Source organism: Rhodococcus sp. PvR099 (genome assembly GCF_017833315.1).
GTDB lineage: Bacteria > Actinomycetota > Actinomycetes > Mycobacteriales > Mycobacteriaceae > Rhodococcus_G > Rhodococcus_G oryzae.
The window spans coordinates 668,936-681,265 of record NZ_JAFIBV010000001.1 but is presented as its reverse complement, the minus strand read 5'-3'; the positions used below and the strand labels follow the sequence as shown (position 1 = coordinate 681,265).

The following is a 12,330-nucleotide window of genomic DNA, read 5'->3' as shown; positions in this document are numbered from 1 at the left end:
ACGCATGCCCTCTCAGTTCGCCGTCGTCCGCGCCATCTCATCCGACGCGGCCGAGCTCGCCGCCGTTGCCGCCGAGACCTTCCCGCTGGCGTGCCCGCCGTCCGCGACCGAGGCCGACATCGCGGACTTCATCACCACGGTTTTGTCCCAGGCCCGCTTCACCGAGTATCTGGCCGCGCCGGACCGAACGGTGCTCAAGGCCGTCGGCGCGGACGGGATCATCGGCTACGCGATTCTCGTCGACGGCACCCCCGACGACCCCGATGTCCGGGCGGCGGTCACGCTGCTGCCGACCATGGAGATCAGCAAGCTGTACGTGCTGCCTGACCGGCACGGGGACGGGGTGTCGGTGGCGCTGATGACCGCGGCGCTGGACCACGCTCGCGCTCTCGACGCCGCGGGTGTCTGGCTCGGGGTGAACCAGGAGAACACGCGGGCGCAGCGCTTCTACGCCAAGCACGGGTTCGAGCGGGTCGGCACCAAGACGTTCCTGGTCGGCGAGCAGCTGCACCACGACTTCGTGATGCAGCGAGCGGTCTAGGCAGCGACCTCGAAACGGGACAGCGCGAGCAACCGCGAGGTCGCGCGCAGGTACTTCTTCCGGTAGCCGCCCGCGAGCATCTCCGGGGTGAAGATCTCGTCCAGCTTGGCGCCGGACACGGTGACCGGGATGCTCGCGTCGTACAGACGGTCGGCGAGCACGACCAGTCGCAGCGCGACGGACTGGTCCTGGGCCGGGTGCACGCCCCGCAGGAACACGGCGGGCACGTCCGCGATCAGCTTGTTGTAGCGCGAGGGGTGCAGGGTGCTCAGGTGCGCGCACAGGGCGTCGAAGTCGTCGAGGGTCGCGCCGGGGACCCCGTCGGCGCGGTCTGCGAGCTCGGCGTCCGAGATCGGCTCCGGCGCGGGCGGCAGGTCGCGGTGGCGGTAGTCGGGGCCGTCCACCCGGATCGTCTCGAAGATCGACCCGAGCTTCTTGATCTCCCGCAGGAAGTCCTGGGCCGCGAACCGGCCCTCGCCCAGCTGACCGGGCAGGGTGTTGGAGGTGGCCACGATCGACACGCCACGCGCGGACAGCTCGGTGAGCAGGCGCGAGACGAGCATGGTGTCGCCCGGATCGTCGAGCTCGAACTCGTCGATGCAGAGCACGCTGTGGCCAGAGAGCTGCTCGACCGCGTTGTTGAAGCCGAGCGCGCCGACCACGTGGGTGAGCTCGACGAACGTCCCGAACGCCTTCGGCGAGGGCACGCTGTGGAAGATCGATGCCAGCAGGTGGGTCTTGCCGACGCCGAACCCGCCGTCGAGGTACAGGCCCGCGCCGCTGGCCTGGGCCTTCTTGCCGAACAACCCACGCCGTCCGCCGGAACGGATCTTCGTCACCTTGGCCGCGAACTCCTCGGCCTTGTGCACGGCAGCCGCCTGGCTCGGCTCGTTCGGGTCGGGGATGTAGGAGGCGAAACTGACCTCGTCGAACATCGCCGGCGGGACCATTTGGGCGATCAGCTGGTCCGCCTGAACCACCGGACTGCGATCAACAAGACGCTCGTGCATGCATGGAGGTTATCGACGTGCTGTCATCTCCCATATGCAGCGCCTCGATATTGCGACCCACCTCACACCGCTCGACGACGATGAACTCCGCGACCTGCACGTCTATCCGGACACGACGTCCGCGCCGTGGGTCCGGGTCAACTTCGTCTCCAGCATCGACGGCGCGGTGAGCGCCGACGGGACGTCCGCGGGACTGGGTACTCCGGCCGACAAGCGCCTGTTCGGCGTCCTGCGCGAGCTGGCCGACGTGATCCTGGTCGGCGCAGGAACGGTGCGGGCCGAGAACTACGGCGGCGCCCGGGTCACGGCGGAGCGCCGCGCACGCAGACGCGAGCGCGGCCAGGCGGACGTGCCGCCCATCGCCGTCGTCACCGCGAGTGCCGACATCGACCCTGCGTCCCGCTTGCTGACCGACACCACCACCGCACCCCTGATCCTCACCACCGCCGACGCACCCCGGGATCGGAAGGCCGGGCTCGAGGCGGCGGGCGCGCGGGTTCTCGCACTCGGCGAGTCCACCGTGCCGCCTGCGGCGATCATCGACACCCTCCACGGGCTCGGCCTCGCACGCGTGCTGTGTGAGGGCGGGCCGGGACTGTTCGGACAGCTGCTGGCGGCCGACGCCGTCGACGAGCTGTGCCTGACCACGGCCCCACTCCTGGTCGCCGGTACCGCACCGCGGATCGCCTTCTCCCCCGACGCCGCCCCGACCGCGATGCGACGGGCGCACCTGCTCGGGGACGAGGACGGCACGCTGCTCGCGCGCTGGGTACGCGAGCGGAACGGCTGAGCGACCTGGCAGGCTGTGCACCGTGACATCCCCACTGCGCAGGACGTGGCCGCTCGCCGTGGTACTCGCCGTCTGCTGCGCCTGCAGCGTCGGGCCGAGCGTTCGCCCCGATGTCGCGGTCGCGCAGCGTCCGGGAGAGACGACGGGCCGGACCGCCGACGCCGAGCAGGAGCCGCCCCCGCTCGAGGTGCCCCGCACGGATCTCGACTGGAGCGACTGCACCCGCACCACCCTGGACACGCTCGGTCTCGGACCTGGACCGGCAGGGCTGATCATCGAATGCGCACAGCTCGCGGCCCCGATCGACCAGTCCTCCCCGATCCCCGGCACCTTCAGCCTCGGGGTATCCAGGGCCAGGCTCCCGCAGACCCCGGCCGACGCCGGCCCGCTCGTCCTCACCTCCGGCGCGGACCGGGCCTCCACCGCCACCCTCGCGGCGTTGGCCGCGGGTCCCATCACCGACCTGCTGGCCACCCGGCCGGTGGTGGCCGTTGACCGTCGCGGGATCGGGACCTCGACCACCATCGAGTGCATCGACACCCCTGGCCTGCGCAAGGCCATGCTCGACCTCGGCCAGTTCTCCCCGCCCGACCCCGACGGCGGCGACGCCGCGGACAAGGTGATGACGCTCAGCCGCGACGCCACGGTCGGCTGCACCGACTTCCTGCAGCCGCAGGAACTGGACTTCGACGCCGCACACGCCGCGGACGACCTCGAGCAGCTGCGCAAGGCATGGGGCGTCGAGCGGTTGGGCCTGCTCACCACCGGAAACGGCGCGGCAGTCGGGCTCTCGTACGCGGCGCAGCACCCGGATCGGCTCTCCCGGCTCGTCCTCGACGCCCCCGGTTCGGTTCGCGCCGACGCCGTGACCGCCGCCGAGTCCCGCGTCGCGGGGCAGGAGGCGGCGCTGGCCGCCTTCGCCCGGCAGTGCGCCGCGCTCGCCTGCTCGCTTGGCCCCGATCCCCGGTCGGCGGTGGCCGACCTGGTCCGCCGCGCGTCGGCGGGCGAGCTGGCCCCGGTCTCCTCGAACGGAGTACTGACCGCCCTCACCGACTTCCTCGGCGCACCGCGCGGCGATCAGCAGGCCCGCGTCCGCGAGTTCTCGGACGTACTGGCCGCGGCAGGCCGCGGCGACGTCGGCCCGCTCGACTCCCTCATCGGGCACACCGCGGCCGCCACCGACTCGGACGGGCAGTTCATCGCGCGCTGCTCCGACGGAAGTCAGTGGCCGACGCCAGGCCGGGCCCGTGAGCTGCGGACCGCCTGGGCCGAGCAGTACCCGGTCTTCGGGCCGGACGCCGCGCTCTCGCTGCTGCTGTGCACGGCGTGGCCCACCACTCCGCCGCCGGAGCTGCCCGCCACACTCGACGTCGCGGTGCTCACGCTCAGCGGGGCCGCGGACCCGGTCGTCGGCAGCGCCGGGGCCGGCTCCGTGACCGGGGCGGTCGCGGCCGCTGGTGCCGCCAACGCGACCGTCGCCTGGCTCGGCAGCGGGCATCCGGTGTCGACGCATTCCGGCTGCGGGCAGCTCGCCATCGCGGGGTACGCGGGCACCGGCGTGCTGCCCCCGGACGGCGGCGCCTGCCCGGGCTGAGGCGGCGTCGCGGAGTGTCAACCGAACGCCCGGCCGCCCGCTCGGTGTACCGTGCCACGGTGTTCCTTCGACATCTCGAACCGCGCACCGGCCGGACGACCGCAGAGGTGGTCAAGTTCGCGCTGTGGCCGATCGCCATCATGACGGTGCTGCATCGAGTGCTCGTCAAGGCGGTGAACGGGTTCCGGACGGACGACTTCGCGCCGGTCTACAAGGCGGCACTTGCCTTCCTCAATCACCGGCCGGTCTACACCGCAAACTTCAACTGGGTGGATCCGCACTACCTGTACCCACCCAGCGGAACCCTGCTGATCGCCCCGATCGCGCTCATCGATCCGGAGCGCTCGCGCTGGCTGTTCATCCTCGTGAACGCGGCGGCCATCATCGTCGCCGGCTACCTGATGCTGAAGATGTTCAACCTGGCGCTCGACTCCATCGCTGCGCCGATCCTGCTGTTCGCGATGTTCGCGTCCGAGACCGTCACCAACACCCTTGTCTTCACCAATATCAACGGCCTCGTCCTGCTCGGCGAGGTGGCGTTCATGTACCTGCTGCTGCGCAAGAAGGACGCGTGGTCGGGCGTCGCGCTCGGATTGACGTTCGCGGTCAAACCCGTGCTCTGGCCCCTGCTGCTGCTGCCGCTGGTGAGCAAGCAGTGGAAGGTCTTCGTGACCGCGCTCGGCATCCCGCTGATCCTCACCGCGATCGCCTGGCCGCTGTCGGCCGACCCGATGGACTTCGTGCGGCGCACCGCGCCATACCTGGCGGAGTCCCGCGACTACTTCAACAGCGCGATCGTCGGCAACGGCGCCTACTACGGACTGCCCGACCTGCTGGTCCTGGGGCTGCGGGCCATGTTCGGCGTGATGGTTCTTGTGTCGCTGTGGCTGCTGTACCGCTACTACCGCGACGATCAGCTCTTCTTCGTCACCACCGCCTCCGGTGTGCTGCTGACCGCGTCGTTCCTGCTCGGCTCGCTCGGCCAGATGTACTACTCGATGATGATGTTCCCGCTGCTGATGAGCGTGGTGCTGCGGAACTCGGTGATGCGGAACTGGCCCGCCTGGCTGGCCGTGTACGGATTCATGAGTTACGACAGCTGGCTGTCACTGCGGTGGCCTGCCGCGGGCCGCGCCGCCGAGTACATGAAGACCACCCTCGGCTGGAGCCTGCTCCTCATCGTGATCTTCGCGGTCCTGCTCGGCCGGTACCTCATCGCGAAGCGCGAGAACCGACTGGACGGCGGCATCGACCCGGCATTCCTGATCGAGGAGCGCACGAAGGTCGCCGTCGGCTGAGCCGACACATGTAGCCGTCGGCTGAGCCGACAAGTGTGGACCGCCTGAGTACCGTGGTGCCATGAGTTCCGCGGCAGATCCGGCACCCGTCCAGTTCACCGAAGCGCAGTGGCGCGAACGCCTGAGCCCCGAGGAGTACGCGGTGCTCCGCGAGGCGGGCACCGAACGCCCGTTCGTCGGCGAGTACACCGACACCACCACCGTCGGCGAGTACCACTGCCGGGCGTGCGACGCGCTGCTGTTCACCAGCACGGAGAAGTTCGAATCCCATTGCGGGTGGCCGTCCTTCTTCGACCCGGCGGACTCCGACGCGGTGATCCTGCGCGAGGACACCACCCTCGGCATGCGCCGGGTCGAGGTGCTGTGCGCGAACTGCCACAGCCACCTCGGCCACGTCTTCGAGGGCGAGGGCTATCCCACCCCCACCGATCAGCGCTACTGCATCAACTCGATCTCGCTTCGCATGGTGCCGCAGGGCTGAGTCGCGCTCACTTCGGGGCGAACATCTTCTCGATGATCGTCTTGGCGATGGTGCTGGCCGGGTCCTGACCGTTGGCGCCGGGCGCGAGGTTGGTCCAGACGACCAGCGTGATGCCGCTCTCCTCGTCGGAGCCCATGAACGAGTTGTAGCCGGGCAGTTCGCCGGTATGGCCGTAGAGCGGGCCCATCTTGGCGATCGCCCAGCCGTAGCCCGGTCCGTCCGGCGTGCTCGGGTCGACCGGCTGCACGCTCGCGAGGCGGCGTGCCTGCATGTCCGTGTCGAGGGACTTGCCGTCGGCCAGGGCCTCCGCCCAGGTCGCGAGGTCGTGCGCGGTGGAGATGCCCGATCCTGCCGACCACGCCCAGGACGGGTTGCCGTCGGTGACGTCGTTCGGCGCCAGGGTGCCTGCAGTCGCGGCGGCCTGCATGTCCGGCGGAAGCGCGGGGTCGGTCATGGTCAGCACGTTGTCGCCGAACATGTAGCCGCGCGAGTACGGGGTGGGGATGGCGTTCGAGGTCAACGCGGGGAATTCGGTGTGTTCCAGGCCGACCGGGGTGAACAGCCGGTCCCGGAAGATCTCCGGCAGCGGCTTGCCGTCGAGTTGCTCGGCGATCAGGCCTAGCAGGACGAAGTTGGTGTTCGAGTAGTGATAGCCCTGCCCGGGCGGGAAGTACGGCGGATGCGCGAACGCCAGCGACAGCAATTCCTCAGGCGCCCACACCTTCTGCGGATCCCGGTCGAGGGACTCGTTCAGCTCGAGCGTCTCGCTGTAGTTGAACAGCCCGCTGCGCATGTTCAGCAGCTGCTCGATCGTGATGCCGTCGCCGCCGGGGACCTCGGGCCGGTATTTCGAGACCGGGTCCTCAAGAGCGAGCTTGCCCTCCTGCACCAGCTGCAGGATCACCGTTCCTGTCCAGGTCTTGGTGTTCGAGCCGACCCGGACGTGGTCGTCGAGGGTCACCGGCGCACCGCCGTCGCGTTCGGTCGTGCCGTAGGTGACGGTCTGCTCACCCTCAGGGGTGCGTAGCAACACCACCGCGCCGGGCACCATGAACTGCTTGGCGGCCTCCTGCACGGTCGACTGCAGGGTCGCATCGTCGATCGCGGGGGCGGACGCTGCGGGCGAGGCGGGTGCGGAGGTGGTGCCCGAGTCCGATCCGGTGTCCGAGGAACAGGCACCGAGCAGCAGGGTCAGGGCGAATGCGGCGCCGGCCGCTCGGAGATGGCGTGGTCGACAGGTCACCGCACGACGGTCCATGCCTGACGACCGTACGCCGCCGTGGTGCCGCGTACCGGCAAAACGGCGGGCCCGACGATCGTCGACGACGTCGCCGGGATCAGTCGCCGTCGACACCGGGTGGGGTCGTTGCCCAGTACGGGCGCCAGGCCGGCACCGCGAGGGGTGTCAGGCTTGCGAGGTGGTTGATGATTGCCCGTAGTCCCGGATGTGGGTTCGTTCTGGGGAGGATGAGCGAGAGCGGGTATGCGAGCGTCGGATTCACGATCGGGATGCGGCGCAGGTCGTGGTTCGTCGGCCAGATGTACCGGTCGCGTGCCCCGACGAGGGTGGCCACGTCTGCGGAGTCCGCGAGGGTGTCCAGGAGCACCTCGTCGCCGAAGTGCGGGCCCGCCGCGTCGATGCGGAGGTCGAATTCGGTGGCGAGCTGATCGTAGAAGTCCCCCCCCCACTCGCTTCGGGGCGCGATACCCGGCACCCAGATCCGATGCCTCCGCAGTTGTGGTGGCGTCAGTGATCGTGCGGAGGCGAGGGGATGCCTCGGGCCGACAAGGAGTTCCAGCGGGGAGTCGAACGCGTGGATCATGCGCAGGTCGCGCGGCAACGCGGCCGGATCGGTGACCGTACGGAACGAGGCGTCGATATCGCCTGCTTCGACGGCGGCGACCACGACCCGAGGGTCGTTGACCTTGAGGGTCACCACGTCGAGCTCGGTGTCGGGATGCGACCGCCAATACTCGTGCAGGACAACGGCCTGCGCGGATCGCAGGCCGAGGACGTCGATCCGAAGGGCCCGCGAGCCCGGTCTGATCGCGGTGACGGCGCGATCGACACCCGTGACGATGCTTCGTGCGTGAGGAAGAAAGGCCTGGCCGTCGAGAGTCAGCTCGACCCCGCGGGCGGTACGGGTGAACAACCGGACCTCGAGCTCCCGCTCCAGGGTCGCGATCCGCTTCGAGACGGCCTGTTGCGTCACGCCCAGCTCGTTGGCCGCGTGTTGGAGCTGTCCGAGCTCAGCCGCCCGCACGAACGATCGCACTGCCTCGGTATCCATCGCCCCAGCCTATCCTTGCACAACCGATCGTTGTGGCTCGCCAGCGATGCAGTTGTTTGATCGGGCATCGGTGCGACTGATGTGATCGACAGACCCGAACATCGGTTGTTACGAAGGAGTCGCATGCGCGTGCAGTTGGGGCGCAGCTTCGGCTGGCTGTGGTCGGCCTATGCCGTCAGCACATACGGCACGTGGATCGCCTTCGGCGCCTTCCCCCTCATCGCGGTGCAGGTGCTGCACTCACCGGCATTCGCCGTCTCGCTTCTCGAAGCGACCGGACTCACCGTCGCGGCGATCGTCGCGGTCCCGCTCGGGCCGTGGGTCGAGCACCGGGCCAAACGGCCGGTGATGATCGCCTCGGACCTGGCCCGGTTCCTCGCGATGGCGAGCGTTCCCATCGCGTACTTCCTCGGCGCACTGACCTACGGCCAACTGCTGGTCGTCTCGGTCGTCTCCGGAACCTCGAGCATCGTCTTCACCGCCGCCTCCGGCGCGTACCTGAAACATCTCGTCCGCAGCGAGCACCTCCTCGTCGCGAACGGAAGATTCGAAGGCACGAGCTGGGTGGCGACCGCGGCGGGACCGCCCATCGGCGGCGCGCTCGTCGGGCTGCTCGGCCCGGTCGTCACCGTCGCCGCCGACGCGCTCAGCTTCCTGCTGTCCGCGCTCGGGGTCCTCCGCATCCGTGGAAGCGACGTCGCAGCGCCCCGCGACACCGCCACCAGGTTGCGCGCCACCGACCTGCTGGGCGGCTGGCGATTCATCCTGCACGACCGAGTCCTACGTCGCCTGTTTCTCAACTCGATCCTGGTGAGCGGCCTGATCATGGCCACCCTCCCACTCCTGGCCGTCCTCCTGCTGGGCGAATACCGTTTCCCCGCCTGGCAATACGGTCTCGCCTTCGGCATCCCGGCGCTCGGCGGCTTCGTGGGTGCCCGCCTGTCGGCGCGCCTCGTCGCCCGCCACGGCAGGCGCCGGGTCTTGATCGTCTCCGGCTGGCTGCGCTCGATCTTCCCGCTCGGCCTCGCCTTCACCCAACCGGGGATCGCCGGACTCCTCACGGTGATCGTCGTCGAAGGCCTGCTGATCACCTGCATGGGTGTCTTCAACCCCATCAACGCGACAGAACGCCTGCAGCGCACTCCCGCCGATCACACCGCACAGGTCCTCACCGCATGGAGTGTCAGCAGCAAACTCACCCAGGCCACCCTCATGGTGATCTGGGGAGTCCTCGCCACACTCACCAGTCCACTCACCGCGATCACCATGTCCGGCGTTCTCCTGCTCTCCACCCCGCTCCTGCTACCCCGGCGGACACACATGCCCGAACCCGTGGCCTCGTCGGCCGAGGACGTCCCGGCCGCACGACTCGATAGGATTCTCGATTGAGGTTCTGACACATCACCCACAGAGAGAGTCGTTACGTGACAGAGGAATCCGACCGCGAAGACCTACTCCTCAGCGATGACGAGCGCATGCACGCCTTGAATGTCATCAGCGAGCACTACGCCGCAGGACGGTTGGACACCACCGAGTTCTATGACCGCTCGGAAGCGATCGCCTCCGCACGCACCCTCGACGTCATGCGCGGCGCTTTCCTGGGGCTGCCAGGCGGAATGCCGCTCGAGCAGGTCGACGGCCATCTCCGGAAGATCCCGGTCGGCGCAACCACCCCCGCGGCCCTGACCACGTCACCCAGTGCCGAGGCGGAGCTCTCCTCCCTGCGCAGGCGCGGCGGATTGATCGATTCGCTCGACGGAGTGATCTTCGGCATCACCCTCGTGACTTTCCTCGTACTGCAACTGGTCATCGACTGGGACTACGCCTGGGTCGTCTGGCCGTCACTGATCGTCACTCTGAGCCTCCCCCGGATGATCCTCAGCTTCAGCGACGACGACGAGGAGATCTACGAGGAGTTGAAGACCTCGGAAGCCCGATCACGCAAGAAGCGCCTCCAGGAGGCCACCGAGCGGATACACCAGCTCGAGACCAAGCGCGAACCCGACACGATCTGACCGCTCAGCGCGGCCGGATCGTGGGCGGGTCGTAGGCGCGGATCGGCGGCAGCTCGTCATCGAACCGCTCGACCTGCACGAGTACGTGCTGACCGGTGCAGCCGCGCGCCAGGCTCGAGGTGCCGACGTCGGCGGTGAGCACGTTCGGATTGCCGTGCACGCACATCGAATCCGGGTCGGCGGGGTCCAACGGATCGAACCAGGCGCCCGTCGAGAGTTGGACGACGCGGACCCGCACGCCCTCGTCGAGCACCGCCCCGGCCAGGCAGGCGCCCCGGTCGTTGAACACCCGGACCACGTCCCCGTCCGCGATACCGCGGGCGGCCGCGTCGTCGGGGTGCAGCCGGATCGGTTCGCGCCCCTGCACTTTCGAATTCTGACTGGTGGCCCCGTGGTCGAGTTGGCTGTGCAGCCGGGTCTTCGGCTGATTCGCGATCAGGTGCAGCGGGAAGGCCTCGGCCCGCCGTCCACCGAGCCATTCCTCCGGCTCGTACCAGGTCGGGTGTCCGGCGCAGTCCTCGTAGCCGAAGCCGTCGATGTCTGCCGAGAAGATCTCGATCTTGCCGCTCGGGGTGCGCAGCGCGTTGGCCTCGGGATCTGCCCGGAACTCCTCGAAGAGCGTCAGCTCCTCCTCGGTGCGCATGCGGACGTGCCCGCGCCGCCAGAACTCGTCGAACTCCGGCGCCTCCCCTCCGTCCGCAAGGACGTACCCGCGCCACTGGCCGTAGAGGTGCTCGATCCATTGCCCCGCGGTGCGGCCCTCGGTGAACCGCTCCCCGAACCCGAGCCGGTGCGCGAGCGCGGCGAAGGTGTCGTAGTCGTCGCGGGCATCGGCGAATCGCGGTGTGGCGGCGTGCATCGCGACCATCAGCGGATCGTTGCGCGTGCAGGACAGGTCCTCGCGTTCGAGGGACGTCGTGGACGGAACGACGATGTCGGCGTGCTTGGCCATCTGCGTCCAGTACGGATCGTGCACCACGATCGTGTCCGGCCTGGCCAGCGCGCGGCGCAGCCGACCGAGGTCCTGGTGGTGATGAAAGGGGTTGCCCCCGGCCCAGTACACCAACCGGATGTCGGGGAAGGTGCGGCGCTGACCGTCGAAGTCGTACTCCTGCCCCGGATTCAGCAGCAGATCCGAGATCGCCGCCACCGGGATGGAGTCCGACACCGGGTTGGTCCCCTGGAACAGGGTCGGCAGCGGGTACGGCACCGGCGCAAGACCCGGCTCGTTCATCGAGCCATACCCGTGCCCGAAACCGCCTCCCGGCAAACCGATCTGGCCGAGCATGGCGGCCAGGGTGATACCCGCCCACGGAGCCTGCTCGCCGTGTCGCACCCGTTGCAACGACCAGGTGACCGAGATCATGGTGCGCCCCTCGGCCATTCGGCGGGCCAGGTCCGCGATGGCGTCCGCGGGCAGGCCCGACAGCTCTGCCGCCCACTCGGGCGTCTTGGCGACGCCGTCCGCCGTGCCCAGCAGATATTGCTCGAACACCTCATAGCCGGTGCAGTAGCGGTCCAGGAACTCCCGGTCCGCCAGCCCCTCGTCGGCGAGCACGTAGGCGCAGGCGATCATGATGGCCACGTCGGTCCCCGGACGCGGTGCGAGCCACTCCGCCTCGCCGTGCAGGTCGTCGCGCAACGGGCTGATGGACACGATCCGGCCGCCCCGCGCCCGCAGCGCATCGAGCGCGCCGCGGGTCGGGTGATGGCTGGTGCCGCCGTCGTTGACGGCGGTGTTCTTGAGCGGCACTCCCCCGAAGCACACCATCAGATCGGTCTCGCGGGCGATGACGCCCCAATTCGTGGAGCGGGCGAACATCTTCCAGTGTGTCCCGACCACGCGCGGCATGATCACGCCGGTCGCGCCAAGCGAGTAGCTGTGCTCGGAGCGCGTGTAGCCGCCGAGCATCTTGAGGAATCGGTGGACCTGGCTCTGTGCGTGGTGGAAACGGCCGGGCGAGGACCAGCCGTAGGAGCCGCCGAAGATCGCGCGGTTGCCGTGCGTATCCACGACGCGACGCAGCTCACCGGCGAGTAGGTCGGCCAATTCGTCCCAGGACACCGCGACGAACTCGTCGGATCCCCGCCCCTCGGACGGCCCTGGACCCCGCTCGAGCCAGCCACGCCGGACGGCCGGTCCCGCCACCCGCGAGCGATGCCGGACCGAGCCGACCGCGTTGGCCAGGATCGGTGAGGGATCGCCGTCACCGGGGTACGGGTGCACCGCGGTGACCTCGGTGCCGTCGGATTCCGCCTCGAACATGCCCCAATGCGCCATGTGCTGGCGGCGCGTGGTTCCCGAACTCA

The 12,330-nt window shown here is 69.2% G+C and carries 11 protein-coding genes; 7 read left to right on the top strand and 4 right to left on the bottom strand.

Annotated elements, in window-relative coordinates; translation table 11 throughout:
- The first annotated feature begins 4 nt into the window (after positions 1–4).
- Positions 5–541, top strand: a complete 537-nt coding sequence (locus JOE46_RS03145; RefSeq protein ID WP_097211308.1) for an N-acetyltransferase — start codon at positions 5–7, stop codon at positions 539–541.
- Here JOE46_RS03145 and zapE read toward each other — a convergent pair.
- Entirely contained in the window at positions 538–1,551 is a 1,014-nt protein-coding gene (zapE, locus tag JOE46_RS03140; RefSeq protein ID WP_209926194.1) for a cell division protein ZapE, read from the bottom strand. The genes JOE46_RS03145 and zapE overlap by 4 nt on opposite strands.
- Before the next feature lie 34 nt (positions 1,552–1,585).
- Between zapE and JOE46_RS03135 the strand changes: the two genes are divergently transcribed.
- The 4 genes from JOE46_RS03135 (at position 1,586) to msrB (ending at position 5,714) form a co-directional block, all read left to right on the top strand.
- Positions 1,586–2,341, top strand: a complete 756-nt coding sequence (locus JOE46_RS03135) for a pyrimidine reductase family protein (protein ID WP_209926191.1) — start codon at positions 1,586–1,588, stop codon at positions 2,339–2,341.
- 22 nt (positions 2,342–2,363) lie between these two features.
- Entirely contained in the window at positions 2,364–3,935 is a 1,572-nt protein-coding gene (locus tag JOE46_RS03130) for an alpha/beta fold hydrolase (protein ID WP_307861244.1), read from the top strand.
- A 59-nt stretch (positions 3,936–3,994) separates the two neighbouring features.
- A complete protein-coding gene (locus tag JOE46_RS03125) occupies positions 3,995–5,233 on the top strand; it encodes a glycosyltransferase family 87 protein (RefSeq protein WP_179800511.1) in 1,239 nt (412 codons plus the stop codon).
- Positions 5,234–5,294: 61 nt separating this feature from the next.
- Positions 5,295–5,714: a peptide-methionine (R)-S-oxide reductase MsrB gene (gene msrB, locus JOE46_RS03120; protein ID WP_077041444.1), complete on the top strand. Its 420-nt coding sequence runs from the start codon at positions 5,295–5,297 to the stop codon at positions 5,712–5,714.
- A 7-nt stretch (positions 5,715–5,721) separates the two neighbouring features.
- Here the strand turns inward: msrB and JOE46_RS03115 are convergent, their stop codons facing one another.
- Together JOE46_RS03115 and JOE46_RS03110 are read right to left on the bottom strand one after the other, a co-directional pair.
- A complete protein-coding gene (locus tag JOE46_RS03115; RefSeq protein ID WP_097211304.1) occupies positions 5,722–6,972 on the bottom strand; it encodes a serine hydrolase in 1,251 nt (416 codons plus the stop codon).
- Between the two features lie 79 nt (positions 6,973–7,051).
- Positions 7,052–8,005: a LysR family transcriptional regulator gene (locus tag JOE46_RS03110; protein ID WP_209926189.1), complete on the bottom strand. Its 954-nt coding sequence runs from the start codon at positions 8,003–8,005 to the stop codon at positions 7,052–7,054.
- Between the two features lie 123 nt (positions 8,006–8,128).
- Between JOE46_RS03110 and JOE46_RS03105 the strand changes: the two genes are divergently transcribed.
- Both JOE46_RS03105 and JOE46_RS03100 read left to right on the top strand, forming a co-directional pair.
- On the top strand, positions 8,129–9,394 hold the full coding sequence (locus JOE46_RS03105) for an MFS transporter (protein ID WP_097211302.1): 1,266 nt from the start codon (positions 8,129–8,131) through the stop codon (positions 9,392–9,394).
- 35 nt (positions 9,395–9,429) lie between these two features.
- Positions 9,430–10,020, top strand: a complete 591-nt coding sequence (locus JOE46_RS03100) for a DUF1707 domain-containing protein (protein ID WP_097211301.1) — start codon at positions 9,430–9,432, stop codon at positions 10,018–10,020.
- 4 nt (positions 10,021–10,024) lie between these two features.
- Here JOE46_RS03100 and JOE46_RS03095 read toward each other — a convergent pair whose 3' ends face one another.
- Positions 10,025–12,301, bottom strand: a complete 2,277-nt coding sequence (locus JOE46_RS03095) for a molybdopterin-dependent oxidoreductase (RefSeq protein WP_209928928.1) — start codon at positions 12,299–12,301, stop codon at positions 10,025–10,027.
- Positions 12,302–12,330: the final 29 nt, after the last annotated feature.

Excerpts from the sequence above, each read along its gene's own strand:
- JOE46_RS03135 (WP_209926191.1), top strand. The coding sequence starts at position 1,586 with ATGCAGCGCCTCGATATTGCGACCCACCTCACACCGCTCGACGACGAT.
- JOE46_RS03145 (WP_097211308.1), top strand. The coding sequence starts at position 5 with ATGCCCTCTCAGTTCGCCGTCGTCCGCGCCATCTCATCCGACGCGGCC.
- JOE46_RS03110 (WP_209926189.1), bottom strand. The coding sequence starts at position 8,005 with ATGGATACCGAGGCAGTGCGATCGTTCGTGCGGGCGGCTGAGCTCGGA.
- JOE46_RS03095 (WP_209928928.1), bottom strand. The coding sequence starts at position 12,301 with ATGGCGCATTGGGGCATGTTCGAGGCGGAATCCGACGGCACCGAGGTC.
- msrB (WP_077041444.1), top strand. The coding sequence starts at position 5,295 with ATGAGTTCCGCGGCAGATCCGGCACCCGTCCAGTTCACCGAAGCGCAG.
- JOE46_RS03115 (WP_097211304.1), bottom strand. The coding sequence starts at position 6,972 with ATGGACCGTCGTGCGGTGACCTGTCGACCACGCCATCTCCGAGCGGCC.
- JOE46_RS03105 (WP_097211302.1), top strand. The coding sequence starts at position 8,129 with ATGCGCGTGCAGTTGGGGCGCAGCTTCGGCTGGCTGTGGTCGGCCTAT.
- zapE (WP_209926194.1), bottom strand. The coding sequence starts at position 1,551 with ATGCACGAGCGTCTTGTTGATCGCAGTCCGGTGGTTCAGGCGGACCAG.